12 protein-coding genes are annotated in these 18,475 nt (G+C 71.9%); 4 read left to right on the plus strand and 8 right to left on the minus strand.

All coding sequences use genetic code 11. The features are described 5' to 3' along the window. Positions 1-42: 42 nt before the first annotated feature. Positions 43-1,008, minus strand: a complete 966-nt coding sequence (locus tag POL72_RS27795; protein ID WP_272098761.1) for a DUF4423 domain-containing protein — start codon at positions 1,006-1,008, stop codon at positions 43-45. 109 nt (positions 1,009-1,117) lie between these two features. Between POL72_RS27795 and POL72_RS27800 the strand changes: the two genes are divergently transcribed. Further along, positions 1,118-1,810 carry a hypothetical protein gene (locus tag POL72_RS27800; protein ID WP_272098764.1) on the plus strand — a complete coding sequence of 231 codons (693 nt, stop codon included), beginning with the start codon at positions 1,118-1,120 and terminating at the stop codon, positions 1,808-1,810. Between the two features lie 84 nt (positions 1,811-1,894). Here the strand turns inward: POL72_RS27800 and POL72_RS27805 are convergent, their stop codons facing one another. The 5 genes from POL72_RS27805 to POL72_RS27825 form a co-directional block, all read right to left on the minus strand. Beyond that, on the minus strand, positions 1,895-3,586 hold the full coding sequence (locus tag POL72_RS27805; RefSeq protein WP_272098766.1) for a hypothetical protein: 1,692 nt from the start codon (positions 3,584-3,586) through the stop codon (positions 1,895-1,897). Between the two features lie 146 nt (positions 3,587-3,732). After that, positions 3,733-4,170 (minus strand): riboflavin biosynthesis intermediates N-glycosidase, encoded by a 438-nt coding sequence (gene ybiA, locus POL72_RS27810; RefSeq protein WP_272098768.1) that lies wholly within the window; start codon positions 4,168-4,170, stop codon positions 3,733-3,735. 75 nt (positions 4,171-4,245) lie between these two features. After that, positions 4,246-5,421 (minus strand): sugar ABC transporter substrate-binding protein, encoded by a 1,176-nt coding sequence (locus POL72_RS27815; protein WP_272098770.1) that lies wholly within the window; start codon positions 5,419-5,421, stop codon positions 4,246-4,248. A gap of 371 nt (positions 5,422-5,792) precedes the next feature. Next, positions 5,793-7,235, minus strand: coding sequence for a DUF1552 domain-containing protein (locus POL72_RS27820; protein ID WP_272098772.1), 1,443 nt, complete (start codon positions 7,233-7,235; stop codon positions 5,793-5,795). Then, positions 7,235-8,872 carry a DUF1592 domain-containing protein gene (locus POL72_RS27825; RefSeq protein ID WP_272098774.1) on the minus strand — a complete coding sequence of 546 codons (1,638 nt, stop codon included), beginning with the start codon at positions 8,870-8,872 and terminating at the stop codon, positions 7,235-7,237. The genes POL72_RS27820 and POL72_RS27825 overlap by 1 nt, the downstream gene beginning before the upstream one ends. A gap of 476 nt (positions 8,873-9,348) precedes the next feature. On the opposite strand from POL72_RS27825, the gene minD reads away from it, so the two are divergent. Then, positions 9,349-10,176: a septum site-determining protein MinD gene (gene minD / locus POL72_RS27830; RefSeq protein ID WP_272098776.1), complete on the plus strand. Its 828-nt coding sequence runs from the start codon at positions 9,349-9,351 to the stop codon at positions 10,174-10,176. 12 nt (positions 10,177-10,188) lie between these two features. Continuing rightward, the gene (minE, locus tag POL72_RS27835; RefSeq protein ID WP_272098778.1) at positions 10,189-10,503 is read left to right on the plus strand and encodes a cell division topological specificity factor MinE; all 315 of its coding nucleotides are present in this window, start codon (positions 10,189-10,191) and stop codon (positions 10,501-10,503) included. A gap of 8 nt (positions 10,504-10,511) precedes the next feature. On the opposite strand, the gene POL72_RS27840 is transcribed toward minE, so the two are convergent. Further along, positions 10,512-11,435: an SWIM zinc finger family protein gene (locus tag POL72_RS27840; RefSeq protein ID WP_272098781.1), complete on the minus strand. Its 924-nt coding sequence runs from the start codon at positions 11,433-11,435 to the stop codon at positions 10,512-10,514. After that, the gene (locus tag POL72_RS27845; protein WP_272098783.1) at positions 11,432-14,653 is read right to left on the minus strand and encodes a DEAD/DEAH box helicase; all 3,222 of its coding nucleotides are present in this window, start codon (positions 14,651-14,653) and stop codon (positions 11,432-11,434) included. Before POL72_RS27845 ends, POL72_RS27840 begins: the two co-directional genes overlap by 4 nt. A 553-nt stretch (positions 14,654-15,206) precedes the next feature. Between POL72_RS27845 and POL72_RS27850 the strand changes: the two genes are divergently transcribed. Beyond that, entirely contained in the window at positions 15,207-18,182 is a 2,976-nt protein-coding gene (locus POL72_RS27850) for a tRNA wybutosine-synthesizing protein 4 beta-propeller domain-containing protein (protein ID WP_272098785.1), read from the plus strand. Positions 18,183-18,475: the final 293 nt, after the last annotated feature.

Below are 18,475 nucleotides of genomic sequence, written 5' to 3' on the forward strand. Positions count from 1 at the left end.
TACCTGGCGCGGCGGCGCGGCGCCGCGGTGTCCGCAGCCGGCTCAGCCTCCGTCGAGCGGGAAGAGCTGCAGGTTCACGGCGACGACGCGCTCGGGCGGCCGCGATTCTGCGATCACCGCGCGCATGTTCTGGAAATAGCTCACGTGGAGCTCGGAGAGCTTCTCGAGATCGGCCGCGGAGACCGTGAAGACGTTGAACGAGAAGCGCCCCTCGGCCTTGCGCGTGAGCCGCGCCAGCCCGACGCCGGCCCAGAAGCACTTGAGCCGGTGCTCCGCGTCCGGATCCGGGCGCGTGTCCACCGTCCGGATCGGCGCGACGATCCACCGCCCGCGGCTCCTCCGGATCTGGCCGGCCTCCGCGAGCCGATCGAGGCAACGCGCCTCGTCCTCGACGGGGAACCCGAGCCGCCGCGCGATCCACCCCGGATCGTGGCGCGGCAGCGCCCGGTAGGCCGGCAGCTCCAGCGCGAGGAGGACGGCGGGGAGCAGCGGCTCCTCGTAAACGGCCCGGCGCTGGGCCTCGAGCGTGCGCCACGCCGCGCTCGCGGCCGGGAGCACCGCCGGGTCGGCGAAGAGCGCCACGAAATCGAGCAGGCGCAGCGAGCAGGCCTCGACCATCCGCAGGAAGTCCGGCAGCCGCGGCTCGGCCTCGCCCGAGAGCCAGCGCGCGACCGCGTAGCGGCTCCTGCCCGCGCGCCGCGCCACGTCGACGATGGGCGACATGGAGCGCATCTCCGAGAGGAGCGCCGCGACGCCCTCGGCCGACGCCGGATCGGTGCGCGCGAGCCACGCGGGAAGCGACGGGAAGAAGCGCCTCACCGCCCCCGCGACGTCCACCCCCGCGCGCCGCGCGGCGACGAGGAAGGTGGCCGCGGTCGGCCAGCGCCTGCCGGACTCCCACGTGTAAACGACGTTGGTGCGGAAGCCGAGCCGGCGGCTGAAGGCCAGCTGCGAGCGCCGGCCGCGCAGGGCGCGGATCAGCTCCTTTGCAAGGGATTCATGGTCCACGTACCGCAGATTCGCACATGTCGAGGCCAGTTTGCCCTATGGAATGTGCGAAGCTGACCTGGCGTCGCGTCGATAACGAACGCAAGGTACGCCGCAGGAGGTCGTGAACATGCGCGAGCGGCGTTGGCTTTCTTGGGTGGTCGCGGTGGCGACGAGCGTCGGGCTCTTCGGGTGCGTCGATGGCGCGGGCGGCGCGCCGCAGGGCGGCCAGATCGGCGGAGTCCACGGCGCGGAGGGCGGGTGCGACGAGGAGAAGGAGGACATCGGCGCAGACGACGTCTCCCCGCTGGGCTTCTCGGCGCGAGCGGCGCTCACGGAGATCTCCGGAGAGCGCTCCGCCCCGCTCACGTGGGCGAAGGGCGGCAGCACGACGGCGACCGTCTCTGTCGGCGAGCTCATCGCCGCGCGCTTCGTGCGATCGACGGTGGCAGAGGGCGGCGATTCGAGCGGCGCCGAGCCGGCGCTCGCATTGGATTGCTCGGATCACCTGCAGCTCGACGTCCCGCTGGCCTTCTCGACCGAGGACGGCGCGTTCGACGAGTCGTTCGCTGTCACGCTCAGGGTCCCGCGGGTCGACGCTGCCAGCTTCTTTTACAAGATCGATCTCTCCGCGCTCCAGGGCTCGTACGAGGTCACCGAGGTCGATCCCGCGGAGTTCAAGGCGGTCACCGTGTACCTGAGCGGCGCGCTGAGCAGCGGCGCGGTCTCCGGCACGATCAGCGGGATCGCCGAGAGCCACCCGACCGGGAGCGGGCCGGACGGGTCGGTCTCCGCGCGGCAGTTCGGCGTGGCGCAGTTCTGAGCGCGGAGCCGCTGTCGCGCGACAGCCCTCTTCAGCGGAGCATCGCTGTCCAGGGCGATGCGCGCCGGGCGCGGCCCCGGCTCGCTACTGCGGCCCGTTCGCCGCCGCTGCCTTCGCGGAGGCGATGTAACGCTTGACGCCGTAGATGGCGAGCGCCGCGCTGGCGCCGAGGATCTCGACGCCGCCATGGCCGCTCAGCGTGAGATCCAGCCCACGGTCGCTCGGCGCGAGCGCGACCGAGACCAGCGTCGGCGATGCGGCGAGCGCGCCGAAGCTCGCCGCCACAGGGCCGTCGAGCAGGCCCGCGAACGCCTGACGGTCGATGTACAGCTGCAAATGCGAGGCGCCCTTCGCGCGCGCCCGGGCCTCGGCGAACGACGGGGTCGCGGCCAGCGATTCCTTGTCCTTCCCGAAGCGCGCGGCGACCTGAGCGAGGTAGCCCCGGTCGCCCGCGCCGATCAGGACGAACCCGGGCCGGGTCTCTGCCCTCAGCTCGTTGCCGTCATCGAGATCGTGCGCCAGCGACCCAGGCTTGGACCTGAGCTTCTTCGTCGTCCGCTTCATGTGCGCGGCGACCGCGCCGAACACCTTCTTTTGCGCCGCCTCATCCGCGGTCGCCAGCGCGATCAGCACGGCGCCGTGCCTGAGCGCCTCGGCGCGCCCGCCGGCTGCGAGGCTGAGCTTGTGCTTCGGATCGCGATAGATCCCGACCGCGGCCTCGCCGCCGAGCGCCCTGTCGACATCGCCGAGCTCGAGCCCTACCTCGGCGAGCGCGGCCGCAGCCGCCGCCGCGGTGGGCTCGCCGGCGAGCCCGTCGAAGGCGCCGAGGACGTCGCTCACCGTCTTTCCCGGCGACCGCTGAAGGGACAGCCCGAACGTCGCCAGCGCCCCCTGGGGCAGCTTCGCCATGGCCGCATGGTCCGTCGCCGACAGCACCGCGCCGAGCGCGGGGACTTCCGGTCCGAAGAGCGCGAGCTCCACGTGGAGCCCGGTCGCATCCTGGCTCATGGGAAGGGCGATGAAGAGCCGCGAGCCGGGCTCGGGGCCGCTGCCTTGCAGCCGGTGGAGGTCGATCGCGAGCCATGGATCCTTCGCGCGCCCGGGCTGGAAGAGCGCGGATGTCTTGAACGACGGCTCGCGCTGCCCCGCGACGCGCAGGGCCCTCGATAACGGCTCCGGCCGGGCGCATACGAGGGCGACCCGCGCCTCGGCGAGCCACGCGCCGTGGGCGACCACGCTGTCCTCGTCGTCTCGGAGCGCGAACCTGCCCTCGCCGGCCTCGCGCGGCAGCTCCTTCAGCAGCCGCTCGACCGGGGCTCCGTCGCGGAATCGCGCCGCTATGCAGCCGTTCTCGACGATCGCCCCCAGCGATTCGCGCGGAGCTGCCTCGCCCCCGACGAACGCCGCGGCGCCGTCGAACGACGCCATCAGATCTCGGGCGAGGTCGGGGCTCAGGCCGGGCTGGCGCGCCAGGGCCGCCGTGACCTCCTCGAGGAACGTCTCCCGGATAAGGGGCGCAGCGCCGGCGAGGAGCGCGCCGGCCTGCGGGACGCTCACGACCAGCACCGCATCGCCGGGAATGACGTCGACGAGCGACTCCACGCTTCGCGGCATCGCGGGGGCGGAAGGCGGCGCGGTCCCCGCGAGCGCCGGGGCCGCGGCCGAGCGCGGCGGCGCCGGCGCGGGGGGCCCTCCGCAGGACGCGAGCGCGACCAGCCCGGCCACGGCGAGGAGTCTGGGAAAGGCGCGGCGCATCGACAGGGGGGCTCTCCTCATGGACGTGCGCCGTGGTACACCCGACCGACCCAGGCGTCTCCGCCAAAGCGCCTGAGCCGCCGGGGGGCGCGTGCCCGGTCGCCGCGCGGGCCCTGCCCATCGCCGCAATCCCGGGCCGTCCGAGGCGAGAGCGCCGCCCCGACGCGTCAGCGGCGCAGCTGCGCGCGGACCTCCATCAGGATGACGCCCAGCATGTTCCGCCCGCTCCCGTCGCCGCCGTCGGCCCAGTAGGCGTCGTTCGCGGTGTGCTCGACGAGCTCCGCGTCCCCGGTGTCGAGCAGGGCGCGCTGGAGATCCTCGTGCTGGGTGAACTTCGCCAGCACCACCTCGCGCATGACATCGTCTTTGACCTGCTCCCAGTCGGGGCGCAGCGGGCGGCTCCGCTGCCGGCCCATGCGGGCCGCCTCGCCGGGGCCAGAGGCGTTGCGGATCGCCTCCTCGTGCTCGGTGCCGGGGAACTTCTGGGCCTGGAAGTAGTGCTCGCTCGTCGGCCACACCTTGCCTTTGAGCGTGACCGGGTGGAGAGAGAAGTTGGAGAAGAACCCGTGAGCGTCGCCGGAGCGATAGAAGCGGATGACGGTCATGGGCCCAGTCTACCCCACGGCCCCCGCGGCACCGGGGTGGAACCTCGCCGCGAGCCCGCCGCCATCGCGGCGCCGCTACTGGATCGAGCCGATCTGGTCGAGGAAGTCGTTGTAGTCCTGGACCTTGTTCGCGGGGACCACGTCGACGCCGAGGTTGACCCGGTGCTCGTCGGGCATCTGGTTCTCGTCTGTCATCAGCGGGCGGAGGATCTCCTTCGTCGCATCGAGGCCGATGTGCTGGATGCCATAGAGAATGTAGGGCACGAGGTACCCCTCATAGTACTGACGCTGGACGACCGTGGCCTTGATGCGCTTCTTCTGCATGTATTCGACGGTCTTCGAATCGAAGTCGAACGCGACGATGGGGATGTCCGGCCTGTTGGCGGCTTCTGCGGCCATCACGCAGCGATACGAGATGTTGAACACGCCGATCATGCCCACGACGGGCGGGTCCGCGTTCAGGATCTGGGTCTTCATCTGATCGACGTCAAAGCCTTCCTGGCCGTTGATGAAGACGGCCTGGACCACCTGGGTCGTGTAGCCGGCCGCCCCGAGCGCCTCCAGGACGCCGAACGTTCGCTGGGACCCGTCGTACCACTGCGTTGACGTGTCGCCGTGGACCACCACCGTGCCTGGCGGGGGGGGCAATTCCCCGATCCTGGAATCGAGGAGAGCCTGCGCCGCCCTGGCGCCGGCGGACTTCTGTATGGCGCCGACGTAGAGCGTGCGCCCCGAGTCCTTCAGGTCGGTGTCGAACGTCACCACGTGGAGCCCCTGCGCCGCGGCCTCATTGATGGAGGCCTCGTTGAGGAAATCGTAGGGCGATATGCCGATGCCCTGGGCGCCATCCTCTATCGCGTTCGCGACCTGTTGATTCTGGAGGTTCTGCGACGCCGCGCCGTCGTCCGTGGTCATCTGCGTGCTGGGGCCGAGCACGTTCCCCACGGCCTCGAGCTCGCCCATGGCTCGGTTGGCGCCGGTGGCGATCGGCTCGAAGAAGGTGGAGAGGTGCTTCAAGAGGACCACCACCTGGATCGGCTTGAGCCCGCTCTGGTTGATCGCGCCGATGAGGTGGTCGACGGTATCCTCGAGCTGCGTTGGCGTGAACTCGGTGATCGGGCTCCGCTCTCGCTTGATCAGCGCGATCTCCTCGGTCGGCTTGTCCGACTGGGCGGCGTCCTCTGCCGCGCACGCCGCCGTCATCAGCATGAGCCCGAGGGCCGTCATCCAGCATCGTCCCGTCATCTTCATGACATTCCCTCCTCGGCGGCCGGCGAGCACGATGCCGAGATCTGGGACGCGAGTCCCACAAGCGTCCTGGTCTCCGTACAGCGGAGCCGACATCTGCGATAAACGAGCACCATGTCGGTTCGACGGGCGCATTGCAACGTCGTGGGCGTCCTGAAACCCATGTTTGCAATTTTGAGATACGACGTCGACGAAGTGACTGTCAATAGGCACGGAAAATCGCCGATGAGGAGTGGCGTGAGGGCGAGGTGGGAGCTCTCGGCTGAAGGCGCCGCGCGCAGGGGCGCCATGAAAGCGCGATTACACACCTCGCCTCGCGCCGACGGTGCGCCTCGGCCAGCGCGCCGCCCGTCGAGGAAGGAGGCGGAGAATGCTTAGGTGAGCTCGCTGAGCGCGCCCGTGGTGAGCGCCGGGTCGGGCTGGGAGCCGAACGACTCGATCTCGACGCCGAACGCCTGGGCGATCGACACGAGGATCCGGCTGTTCGTGACGGGCGTGAACGTGGCGTCGCTCTCGCCGCACCACGGCGCGTCGGCAGGGCAGTCCGCCCTGAGCTTGATGCGCCGGCCCATCCTGAACTTCCCGTTCGCCCCGCCCGCCAGCAGCGTCGGCACGTTGCGCTTGCTGTGCTGGGCGGGGTTCCCCATGTCGCTCGACGCGTAGATCAGCGTGCTGTCGAGGGCGCCGAGCTGGTCGAGCCGCTGCATGAGGCGCGCGATCTTCGAGTAGCTGTACCGGTTGAACCTCGCGAGCGGCACCCAGGTTTCCGGGTTGCCAGCGCCGGGGCGGCCGTCGTTGCCGACCGGCGAGGCGTCGTACGTGTGCGCGACCGATCCGTGGTTGTCCGTCGGCAGCCCGAGCGGGTTGTTCGCGTAGGACAGGTCGTTCATGAACAGCGTGGCGAAGCGCGTGATGCCGCAGGCGAGCGCCTGCGCCAGGAGGTCGACGTGCGCGTCGGTGATGGCGTCGAAGTAGGGCTCGCCGCCGTTGTACTGCTTCACCGACGGGAACTTCGACGCGTCGGGCTGGGGCGGCACGACGCACGCCGGTCCGCCGGCCGAGGGCGCGTCGTACTGCTTCTCCAGCTCGCGGAGCGACGTCAGGTGCTGGTCGAGCTTCTGCTGCTCGGCGGGCGCGAGGCGCGTGCGCAGGCGGTTGATGTCGCCCTTCACGAAGTCGATGACGCTCTGGCCGAGCTCGCGCTGCCGGGCCGCGCGGGCCTGGGCCTCGGGGTCGTCGCCCACGACGAGGCCCGCGAACAGCAGGTTGAACGCCTCCACCGGGTGGATGATCTTCGGCAGCGGCGCGCCGCCCGCGCCGAAGGACAGCGTCTGCCCGGACTCGGTCCCGTCCATGCCCACCCCGAGCGCGACGCTCGTGATGCGCGTGTCCGCGCCGAGGCCCCTCTCCACGGCGAGGTACTGGTCGAGCGAGAGGTTGAGCGGCTTCTTCCCGTCGATGCGGCTGCCGGTCAGCATCGTGCCGGCCGAGTCGTGCCCGTTGGCGTTCGACAGGTGGTCGATGCCCTCGACGACGAGGATCTTGTCCTTGAAGCTCCGGCCGTAGGCCGCCGGGTCATCGAACGGCTGGAGAGAGCAGTTCTCGTACGCGATGTCGAAGCTCGTCTCCGTGTCCCCCGCGCGCATGGCCCAGTACTCGGCGGCGATGCCGTGGGGGTGATAGACGGCGACGAACTTGAGCGGCAGCTCCTCGCCGCCCGCCTGGGCGACGGAGTCCGCGAGCATGTTGACGAAGGGAAGCGTCGCGAGGCTCGCCCCCACGGCGCGAAGGAACGTACGGCGGGTCGACCGGCGCATCACTGGGGCCTCCGATGGCTGAAGAGACTGCTCTTGACGTAGGTGATCAGCGTTTCGACGAGCTTGCCCTGCTCTGCCTCAGGGACGGCCTGCCATGCCTTCAAGAACGACTCCTCGCTCTCCGCGGCGGCCTTGCCGCTGCGGCCCACCGAGGCGCGGAACACGTTGCGGGCGAAGCACGAGCGCACCGTCGGGCTCGTGGACAGGGCCTGCGCGAGGGCGTTGCTGTCGGCGTACGCACCGTCGAAATCGGCGCTGATCGCGACGGTGACCGCGCTATCGACGTCCGTCCCGTTGTCCTTCTCGCGGACCTTGCCCATGCCGTCGAACCGCTCGAACGAGAACCCGATCGGATCGATGCTGTTGTGGCACCCCTTGCACTCCGCGTCGGTGGAGTGGATCTCGAAGCGCTGCCGCGTCGTCTTGCTCGGATCCGGCACCGGCGGGACGACGTTGATGTTCAGCTCGGTCGGCGACGGGATGTCGACGCAGGCGACGCGGCGCAGGACGGTCACCCCGCGCAGCACGGGCGCTGTCTCCGTGGCGTGCGCATACACGGAGAGGAACGCGCCCTGGTTGAGGATCCCCCGCCGATCGGAGAACGACACGCGCCCCGTGCCGGCGGCGCCGTACACGCTCATGAGCGGCTGATCGATGATGCTCCAGTCGGCGCCCAGGAGCTCGCCGACCGTCCCGGTGGAGTTCATCAGGACCTCCGTCACGAAGTCCTCCGTCTCGCGCTCCATCGAGGCCCTGGCGCCGGCGAAGTCGCCGTAGACGTTCGAGTCCTTCGCCGTCATGGCGATCCGGTCGACGCCGAGCCACTCGCGGACGACCCGCACGATGCGCTCGCGCGCCGCCGACGTCTGGAGCAGCCGGCGCACCTCGGCCTCCCGGCCCTCGGGGGTCGACAGCGCCCCCGCGACGGCGGCCTCCATCAGCGCATCATCGGGCGGGCCAGCGGTGATGAGGTAGGAGAGGGAGCTCGCCAGCTCATGGGGAGTCAGCGCCAGCGCATCTCCGCCGGATCCATCGCCGATCTCGGTCAGGTAGAGAAAGCCTGGCGACTGCAGGACCGCGCGCGCCACGAGCTCGATGCCGTCCGCGTAGGTCGCGCCCTTCGCGCCGACCTGATAGACAGCGAGCAGCGCGTCGGCCTCCGCCGCGTCGAGCGGGCGGCGGTAGGCGCGCCCTCCGAACGACGTGATGAACGCCCTGGCGCAGCTCTCCGCCTGCGTCCCCGGATCGGCGCAGGGGGCGAGCTCCGCCGCCTTGCCCTTCACCTCGGCCGCGAGCGCCTCCGCCGCAGCGGCGAGCTGCTTCGCCAGCACCGGATCGACGCGCTGCGCGTCGTTGACCGTGAAGCCGTCTTGCCGCGAATCCGGCGCGAAGCCCTCGCTCGGGTTGGTGGTGGTCCCTGTCAGCGCGCGCGCCGAGGCGGCGTACTCGGCGTTGGTGAGCCGGCGGATGCGCGCTGGGAGGAGGCTCGCGCTCTCCGTCCCATCGGGCAGCGTGACGCCGCCTCCGCCCGTCCCGGCAGCGTCGGGATCTCCTACGTCTCCCGTGCAGCCGGCGAACCCTGCCAGCGCTATCGCCAGCATGATCCCGGAAGAATGATAACCAAGTGATCGACCCATGGTTCATTTTATGCGCGCGAGCGCTCCCGTCTGCAACCGCGCTTGCTCTCTCGGCGCGCCTGCGAACCAGCCCACGCGACACCGGATAATCGCTCTCACGATCGTCGATCTGCTCATCTGCGACGATATCGTGCTTGAGGTGATGAACAAGGAAGTGAGCCGCCACGTGGTCCAGCTCGTCGAATCGCCGCGCGCTCGGCGCGCCGCACACTCGCCGCCACCAGGCGCGCCTACATGTAGGTAACTTGGATCCAGATCGCCGGCCGGGGTACGCTGCAAGTTTCGTCGCGAAAAAGTTGTTCGTTCGGTTCGCGATGACGTACCCAGTCGAGCGCGTCCCCGGCCTCAATGGAATCGGGCGGGCGCCGAGCTCCCATCACGTCGACGCCGCCCCCTCAACGCCGGGAGGCGGGCATCCGCGCGGGCTCGGCCGTAGGACAGACCACGTCTCTCGAACCATCTCAAGGAGGTTTCTGGTGTCAAAGGTAGTCGTCGTCACCTCGGGCAAAGGCGGAGTCGGCAAGACCACCACGACCGCAAACCTCGCGTCCGGCATCGCGGCCGTCGGTTGCAAGACGATCGCCATCGACTTCGATGTGGGGCTCCGCAACCTCGATCTCGTGATGGGGTGCGAGCGGCGCGTGGTCTACGATCTCGTCAACGTGATCCGCGGAGAGGCGACGCTCCGTCAGGCGGTGATCCGCGACAAGAGGCTCGATTCGCTCTACGTGCTCCCTGCGTCGCAGACGCGGGACAAGGACGCCCTCACGCTCGACGGCGTCGGGCGCATCCTCGACGAGCTGCGGGGCGCGGGCTTCGAGTACATCTTCTGCGACTCGCCGGCGGGCATCGAGTGGGGCGCGCAGATGGCGATGTATTTCGCCGACGAGGCGATCGTGGTGACGAACCCCGAGGTCTCCTCGGTGCGGGACTCGGACCGCGTGCTCGGTCTCCTGGACGCGAAGACCCGCAGGGCGGAGCTCGGCGAGCCGCCGGTGAAGACGCACCTCCTGCTCACGCGGTACGCGCCGGCGCGCGTCGCCAAGGGCGAGATGCTGGCGCACCAGGACGTGCTGGAGCTCCTCGGCATCCCGCTGCTCGGCGTGATCCCGGAGTCGCCGGCGGTGCTCCAGGCGTCGAACGCCGGGACGCCCGTGGTCCTCGATCCGACCAGCGACGCGGCGCAGGCCTACCTCGACGTGGTCCAGCGCTTCCTTGGCGCGGACCGCCCCCACCGCTTCCTGGAGCCGGCCAAGAAGGGGTTCTTCAGCCGGATTTTTGGCGGCCAGGCGGCGACCGTCTGAGGGAGTTCTGCCATGTCGATCATGGACTATTTCCGTAAGTCGCAGCCGAAGTCGGCCAGCGTGGCGAAGGAGCGTCTGCAGATCATCGTGGCGCGCGAGCGCGTGCGCCCGACGGGCGAGCCGGACTACCTGCCGCGGCTCAAGCAGGAGCTGCTCCAGGTGATCTCGAAGTACGAGCGGATCGACCTGGACCAGGTGAGCGTGAACGTGGAGCGGAGCGGCGATTGCGACGTGCTCGAGCTGAACGTCGTGCTCTCCGAGTCGGAGCGGGCGGCCGTGCGCGCCGCCGCGACCCGGGTCGGCGCCGCCGCCGCGCGGAACTGCTGACGCGCGCCTCAGCCGGGCTCTCGCGCCCGTGGCGCGCCCTCCGCCATCGCGATCTCCCGCGCCCGCTCCGACGCCGCCCGGAGGAGCGGTCCGAAGAGATCCGCCGGAGAGCGCTCCTCGGTCCAGCCTGGCGGCGCGCCGAGCTGCGACAGGAGCGCCGCGTGGGCCGCGGGTGGGTCCAGCGCCACGTCGAGCGCCGGCGGCGCCTCGCGCCAGGCGTCGTAGTCTTTCGCCGCCATCTTGCCGGGCGTCACCGTCGCGATCGCCGGCGCCTCACCGGCGCAGGGGGCGCCTTTGCCGGCGCCCGCCCGCCTGGCGCGCGCGGGAGCGCCCCGCGCGGCGCGGATCGCCTCGATCACCTGCTCGCGCGTGCGCCCGCGCAGCTCGAACAGCAGGAAGGGGTCCTTGTCGAACGCCTCGCCGAGCACGTAGTGCGTCGCGGCGACGTGCTTGCAGGGGTTCGCGGCGTCGGGGCACGAGCAGGCCGTGGTGAGGTCCTCAGGCCGCTCCGGGAACAAGCTCGTCCCGGCGCTCTGGAACGCGGTCTCGATCTCCTCCGGCATCTGTCCCGCGAGGAGCGCCGCCGCGAAGCTCGCCCGCTTCGCCATGGCGGCGATCGCCTTCGCCCAGGTGGCGTCGTCGAGCCGCGCGATCGTGACGATCACCTTGTACGGCCTCGGCTGCGAGCCGGTCACGCGCGCGGTCACGAGGCCGGGCTTCACCGTGAGATCGTGCGTCCTGCCCGCGCGCGCGTACGTGCGCCCGCGCGCAAGGCGGCCCGCGTCGTCCGGCGCCATCCGCTCCAGCGCCTCCAGCCAGCGCTTCCCCCACCAGGTCGTGCCGGCCCGCTTCATCCGGATGCCTCGCGCCGGCGGCGGCGGCTTCGGCCCGGCCTCCCGGTGGAACGACGCCCATCGCGCCGGCGGGCTCATGTGGGCGCTCCTCCCCGCGCTCGGTTCACCCGAGGCCCCGCGCCCGCCCGCCGGCTCTCGGCGCGGCGCACCTGCCGCGCGCGCGGTGAATCGCCGCGACCGCCTTCGTGCGCGCCGCGCTCGCCTTCCGGCACGCCGCGCCCGTCCAGCGCGTCGCCGCGCTCCTTCGCAGGGTCCGGCTCCGGCTCCTCGCGATCGTCCAGCTCGCCGGCGCCGGTCACGGCGTCCCTCGACAGCGCGAACAGCTCGCGCAGCGCCGCGTCGTCGAGCTCGGTGATCCACGCCTCGCCCTGGCCGACCACCTGCGCCGCCAGATCGCGCTTCTGCTCCAGCATCCGGTCGACCTTCTCCTCCACGGTGCCCGCGCAGACGAGCTTGTGGACCTGCACCGCGCGCCGCTGCCCGATCCGGTGCGCGCGGTCCGTCGCCTGATCCTCGACCGCGGGGTTCCACCAGCGATCGAAGTGGAACACGTGGCTCGCCGCCGTCAGGTTGAGCCCCGCGCCGCCGGCCTTCAGCGAGAGGACGAACACGCGCGGCCCCCGCGGATCGTCCTGGAACCGCCGCACCATCTCGTCGCGCGCGAGCCTCGGCGTGCCGCCGTGCAGGAAGAGGACCTCCGTGTCGAGCGAGGGCGCGAGGTGCCGGACGAGCCGGTCGCCCATCTCGCGGAACTGCGTGAACACGAGCGCGCGATCGCCCGCCGCGAGCGCCTCCTCGAGCATCTCGGTGAGCCGCGCGAGCTTGCCTGACCGGCCCGCGAGCGGCCCCGCCTCCCCGAGGCACTGCGCCGGGTGGTTGCAGATCTGCTTGAGCACCGTCAGCAGCGAGAGCACGAGCCCGCGCCGCTCGATGCCCTCGGCCTCCTCGATGCGGCGCATCGCCTCGTCGAGCGCCGCCTGGTAGAGCGTCACCTGCTCGCGCGTGAGCGCGCAGAAGACCCTGGCCTCGTCCTTCGGCGGAAGGTCCTGAAGCACGGCGGGATCGTTCTTGATGCGTCGCAACAGGAACGGCCCGGCGACGCGCCGGAGCCGCTCTGCGGCCTTCCGGTCGCCGTAGCGCTCGATGGGCACCGCGTAGGCGCGCCGGAACGCCTCGAGCGGGCCGAGCAGTCCGGGGTTCGCGAACTCGAGGATCGACCAGAGCTCGGCGAGGCGGTTCTCGACGGGCGTTCCGGTCATTGCGACGCGGTGCGGGGCGCGGAGCGCGCGCGCGGCGCGGGCGGTGCGCGACGAGGCGTTCTTGATGTTCTGCGCCTCGTCCAGCACGACGGCCGCCCAGTCGACGGCGGCGAGCGCCGCGGCGTCGCGGCGGAGCAGGCCGTACGTGGTCAGGACGAGCCCGCCGCCCGCGCGGCGCGCGCCGCCGTCGCTTCCCTGGGCGGGCCGCTCGCTCGCGCCGGAGGCCCGCGACGCGAGCTCCTCGGCCGAGCGGGCGCGCCCCTCGCCGTAGTGCCGCACGAGGGGCAGGGCAGGGGCGAACCGCGCCGCCTCCCGCTCCCAGTTGCCGACGACCGACGTCGGGGCGACGAGCAGCGTCGGGCGCGTGTCCTCGGGCGCCGCCGCCCGCCGGCCGACAAGGAACGCGAGCAGCTGGACGGTCTTGCCCAGGCCCATGTCGTCGGCGAGGCAGGCGCCCAGGCCGAGGCTCGCCATCGTCTGCAGCCAGGCGACGCCGCGCGCCTGGTACGGGCGCAGCGTCCCCACGAACCCCGCGGGCGGCGCGGCGGCGCGCTCGGCGCCCGAGCGGAGCCGCTCCATCGCGCGCGCGAGCGCGCCCTCGGCGACCACGGGGACGGCCAGGCCGTCGACGTGGGTCTCGCCGGCGAGCGCGCCCTCCAGCGCCTCGCGCGCCGAGATGCGACCGCCGCCGGCCTCGAGGCGCCGCGCTATCTCGGCGAGCTCCTCGGGGACCACGACCACCCAGGCCCCGCGGTGCCGGACGAGCGGCGATTTCTGCCGCGCGAGGGCGGCGAGCTCGCGCGCGGAGAGCGCCTCGTCGCCGAGCGCCGCCTCCCACACGAAATCGAGCGCCTCGTCGAGGCCGAGCCCGGCGCTGCCCGCGACGACGCCGGCGGTGCGGCGCGCCGCGCCGACGCGCATGCGAAGGCGCAGGCGGCGCTGCCCCGAGGCCAGGAGCTCGCCCGGCACGACCACGCCGAACCCGGCCTCGCCCAGCGCCGGCGCGGCCTGCGCGAGGAAGGCCCACGCCTCCGCGGGGTCGAGGTCCACGCGCTCCGGCCGCGCCTCGCCGAGGGCGCGGGCGATCGGCGCGAAGAGCCGCGCCGCGGCGCCGAGCGCGCCGAGGAGGACCTCCTCGGCGTCGGAGAACGCCCGCCCGAGCGCCTTCAGCATGCGCCCCTGGGTCTTCCACACGTCGGCGGCGGGCACGAGCAGGCTGGCATCGTCGGTCGCCTGCAGCAGGAAGCGGAGCACGAAGCCGCGGTCGCCCTGGGGCAGCTCCAGCCGGAAGCAGGCGCGCAGCGCGTCGCAGGCGCCGAGCGCGGGCCGGATCCATGCGTCGAGATCGGCCACGAGCGCGCGCTCGGCGAGGCCTTCTGCGGCGAAGGCGCGCTGCGGACCCGTCAGGGCGAGCACCAGCCGACGCTCCCACGGGGCGTGCGCGGGGCGCGGCGCGCGCGCCGGGCGATCGGTGGCGCCGCCGCGCGCGAGCGCGTCGGCCGCGGCGTCCAGGAAGGCGCGCAGCAGGGCCTCGGCGGACCAGACCTCCGCGGCGCGGGGCCCGCGGGGGCGCCCGCGGCCCTCGTGAGCGGGGGCGGCCTGCGCGCCCGCTGGCACCGCGTGCGCGGCCGGCGGCATGGCCCGGGCGAGCGCCGCGACGCGCGCGGCGTCCTCCGGGGCGGCGAGCGACACCGCCCAGCGGGCCTCCGTGCGCCCCCCTGCGGCGCCGGCCGGCACCACGCGGGGCACGACCCGCTCGCGCACCACGAGATCGAGGGCGAGCTTGCTCGCCAGGCTCCATGCGGCGACGGACGGCGGAGCTCGCCCGAGGTCGTCCTGGGCCATGCTGGCGAGCGCGGACAGGCCGTCCAGGAGCGCCGCGGCCTCTCCGGTCTTCCTCACGGCCCGGCCCGCCTCGGAGACCACGACCGCCTCCGCCGGGGTCGTCGCGCCGAGCGACCGGGCCGCGAGCCGATCCACGGCCGTGTCGTCCCAGAGGAAGAAGCGGAGATCGCCGGGCAGAAAGACGAGCGGCATCGACGCGCAGATCCATTGCACAGACGGCGACGGCGAAAAGGGGGCTTCACGCGTCGTGAGCCAAAAAGCGATGGGCCGGACGGGAGCGCTCTCGCTGAATCACGGGTGTGGCCCATTGCGGGTCATGGCTGTGAATTGCCAGAATTTGTTTGAAACCTCTGTTCGGGAGGGTTTTGAGAACATCTCATGGAAAAAATCGTGGCTCGAGGGAATGGGCCTCGCACCGTGCTGCGCCGGGACCATGGCGAGCTCGAGCGGTCGGTTGACGCCGAGCGCGCGCAGGGGCGCCTGGGCCGCCCGGGCGCCGCGCGAGAGGCAGGCCGCCACGTGGTCCGCTTCGGCGGCCCGCTCGCCGTGCCCGTGAGGCTCGCGGCATCCGTCTCGAGGTCGTGGACGCGCTGGAAGGCACACCGCCGGGTCGCGCGGAATGCTTCGTCAGCATGGTTCAAAGATGGTGGAAGGGTTCTAGCGCTCGTTAGCCCCGGCGGTGCTCCAGGAGCTGAATGTTCCGTGATCGGGAGGCATCTGAGGCGGCGAAGGAGAGAGAGACGGAATGCGATCGAGCCGGTACCCGGGAGTTGCCCTGGCCTGCGCGGCGGTGGTGTTGCCAGCGGGAGAGGTCTGGGCCGACGGAACGCCGTCCTGGGAGGAGTTACCTGCGATGATCACCCCGCGCAGCGGGCATACGGCCACGTTGCTCCCGGATGGCCGGGTGCTCGTGGCGGGCGGCCACGGCAGCGACGGGACAACGCTCCTTCGAGAGGTCGAGGTCTATGGCCCGGCGAGCAAGACGTGGGCGCCCGCCGCGCCGCTCCGCAGCCCGCTCCGCGAGGTCGCCGCGACGGCCCTCCTGCCGAGCGGGCTGGCCCTCTCGACGGACGGCGAGCATGTCGAGGTCTATTCCCCGGCTCTCGATCAGTGGCAAGCGGCGGCGCCCCTGACGCCGGGCCTCGCCGCGCCCCGCGCCGTGGCCCTCCCGAGCGGCAAGCTGATGATGCTCGGCCAGGCGTCGGGCTCCCTCGCGGGCAGCATCTATGATGACGCCGCGGGCACCTGGACCCCCATCCGATCGCTGAGCGGCGCGACCGCCAGGACCGCGACGTTGCTCCGCGACGGCCGCGTGCTCGCAGCGGGCAGCAACCGCGCCAATATCTACGATCCGGAGACCGATTCCTGGACACCGACCTCCGGGTTCCTCGGCGGGGCCATGGCGTCCCCCGCGACGCGGCTCGCCAGCGGCGATGTCCTCTTCGTGGGCGGATACCCCTTCTGGAACACGCATACCTCGCAGCATTACCTCCCCAAGGCCGATGTCTGGGTGGCGATCCCGGGGCATGACCCTTTCTACGACCCGTATCCTGAATGCTTCCCGGACGGGGACTACGACATGGGCCTGGGCGTCTCGCTGCTTCCCAGCGGAAGCGTCCTCCTGACAGGAGGCATGGTGACGTACATCTGCGGAATCCAGGACCAGAATGGCCAGCTCTTGAACGAGTGGCGCTACAGCGAGTTCAGCGCCGCGCTGGAGCTGTATGATCCGGCGAAGGCTTTCTGGGTACCCCTCGAGGTGGAGCCGCCGGAGACGATGGCGCGCGGGTATCACACGGCGACGAGCCTCGACGACGGCAGCGTGCTGATCGTCGGCGGGCTTGTCGCGTCCGGCTCGCCCGTCGATGCGCCGGTGCCGACGGCCTCCGCCCTGCTCTTCCACGAACGCGCGCCGCTCGGCGCGGCCTGTGAGGCCGGCGGCGACTGCGCGAGCGGCTTCTGCGCGGATTCGGTCTGCTGCGATGCGGCCTGCGCCGGTCCGTGCGACGCGTGCGCGGCCTCGGCGGGGGCCACGAAGGACGGCGCCTGCACGCCGATCTCGGGCACGCCCTGCGACGACACTGGCGCGTGCCTCAAGGGGGGTGTCTGCGAGGCGGGCACCTGCGCCGGCGGCGTCCCTGCACCCGACGGAACCCCGTGCGACGACGCCGAGGTGTGCTCCGCGACGAGCACATGCGAGGCGGGCGCTTGCGTCGCGGCGAGCCCGGCGAGCTGCCAGGCGACGGACGGCTGTCACGAGCCTCCCGCATGCGATCCTGCGCTCGGGTGCTCGGGGCGTGCGCCCGAGAAGCCGGACGGCGCGCGCTGCGATTTCGCCGGGACGCCGGATGCCTGGCAGGCCGCGGCGCGGATGCCGAACGAGATGAAGCACGCCCACACGGCCACGTTGCTGCAGGACGGCACGGTGCTGGTCCTCGGGGTGGAGGATAGCTCGGCCACACGCGGGATGGCGATGCGCTACGACCCGAGCATGGATCGATGGCAGCTCATCGAGGGGACGACTCCGCAGGTGCGGTCGATCATGCGCCCCACGCCGCTGCTGCGGGACGGCACGGTCCTTGTGATCAGTGGCGATCGCGTGGACCGGTTCAACCCGGCCACGGGCGCATGGGAGCAGGCTGCGCCCCTCATGGTCCGGAGTCACATGTTTGGCACGGCGACGCTGCTCCAGGACGGGAGGGTGCTCGTCATGGGGGGCAGCGACGCGTCCGCGGAGGTGTATGACCCCGCCGCGGACGTCTGGACCTTGGTCGCGACCGCGAACGCGCGGCGATACAACCACACGGCGACGCTGCTCCAGGACGGCAGAGTGCTGGTCGCGGGCGGCAGCAGCGACGATGGGGCGAGCGCCGAGGTGTACGACCCGGCGACCGACGTCTGGACGCCTGTGGCGTCGATGCGCCAGGCACGCGCGGCGCATGCGGCCACGCTGCTCCAGGACGGCAGGGTGCTCGTGGTGGGGGGCAGCTCCGAGGGCATCGCCCGCGCGATAGCCGAGCTCTACGATCCGGCGAACGACACCTGGACGTCAGCGGGGGAGATGGTCGCCCCACGGTATATCAATGAGGTCGTGCTTCTTGCCGACGGCAGGGTGCTCGTGGTGGGCGATCTGGATGGTGATGGTCAGTATTCGCTCGATTATACGGCTGAGCTTTACGATCCTGCGAGGGGCATCTGGTCGCCGGGGCCGGCCTTGAACATCCCGCTCACCTATAGCGTGAGGGCGCGGCTGGATGACGGTCGCGTTCTGATAGCGGGCGGCACGCTCGGCAGTCCGTACTACCCGTCCCCCCTCGTGCACCTCTATGTTCCTGGGCAGCGTCCGGGCTCAGGGGTGTGCCAGGCTGGCGTATGCGTGCCCAGCGCAGGTGGAGAGGGTGGCGCCGGCAGCAGCGGTGGCGGAGAGGGCGGCAGCGGCGGCGCTGCCGGAAGCGGCGGCGATGCCAGCGGTGCCGGCGGCAGCGAAGGCACCACGAGCACGAGCGCAGGCGCTACCAGCGGGACGGGCGAAGGAGGGAGCGCCGGTGGAGCCGGCGCGCAGAGCGGCGCTGGTGGCGGCCCGCCAGGCGGCGACAGCGGTGGTTGGCATTGCCAGATGGGGCCCGGATTCCAGGGGACACCCCCATGGCTCGTCCTCCTCGGGGGGCTCGCTGCCCTGCGCGCGCGCCGGCGCGCCGTGAGGATCCGCGGCGCTGCGTGAGCCGCTCGCGCAGCTCGACGTGACGTCGGTCGATCGCCTCGTGAGGGACCTTGCGAGGCGCGCCCTCGCCGCGCAGATCGCGGCGAGGGCGCGATGCCGACGCCTGCGGTAAGCGCAATCGTTTGACCGCCCAGTACTGCGAGAGCACCTCGACGCCCTGTTCCGAGATCGCTCTCGAGGACTGCCACGACCTGCCGGGCTGCCGCGTCGAGCGGTGATCGGCAGGGCATCGCTCCGCTCGAGGAACACGACCGGCCGAGCGAATTGCAAATACGTTCACGGATCCGCGGGGA

The sequence above is a fragment of the Sorangium aterium genome (genome assembly GCF_028368935.1).
Lineage (GTDB): Bacteria > Myxococcota_A > Polyangia > Polyangiales > Polyangiaceae > Sorangium > Sorangium atrum.

Excerpts from the sequence above, each read along its gene's own strand:
- POL72_RS27825 (WP_272098774.1), bottom strand. The coding sequence starts at position 8,872 with ATGGGTCGATCACTTGGTTATCATTCTTCCGGGATCATGCTGGCGATA.
- POL72_RS27800 (WP_272098764.1), top strand. The coding sequence starts at position 1,118 with ATGCGCGAGCGGCGTTGGCTTTCTTGGGTGGTCGCGGTGGCGACGAGC.
- POL72_RS27820 (WP_272098772.1), bottom strand. The coding sequence starts at position 7,235 with ATGCGCCGGTCGACCCGCCGTACGTTCCTTCGCGCCGTGGGGGCGAGC.
- minE (WP_272098778.1), top strand. The coding sequence starts at position 10,189 with ATGTCGATCATGGACTATTTCCGTAAGTCGCAGCCGAAGTCGGCCAGC.
- POL72_RS27845 (WP_272098783.1), bottom strand. The coding sequence starts at position 14,653 with ATGCCGCTCGTCTTTCTGCCCGGCGATCTCCGCTTCTTCCTCTGGGAC.
- ybiA (WP_272098768.1), bottom strand. The coding sequence starts at position 4,170 with ATGACCGTCATCCGCTTCTATCGCTCCGGCGACGCTCACGGGTTCTTC.
- POL72_RS27850 (WP_272098785.1), top strand. The coding sequence starts at position 15,207 with ATGCGATCGAGCCGGTACCCGGGAGTTGCCCTGGCCTGCGCGGCGGTG.
- POL72_RS27805 (WP_272098766.1), bottom strand. The coding sequence starts at position 3,586 with ATGAGGAGAGCCCCCCTGTCGATGCGCCGCGCCTTTCCCAGACTCCTC.
- POL72_RS27840 (WP_272098781.1), bottom strand. The coding sequence starts at position 11,435 with ATGAGCCCGCCGGCGCGATGGGCGTCGTTCCACCGGGAGGCCGGGCCG.
- POL72_RS27815 (WP_272098770.1), bottom strand. The coding sequence starts at position 5,421 with ATGAAGATGACGGGACGATGCTGGATGACGGCCCTCGGGCTCATGCTG.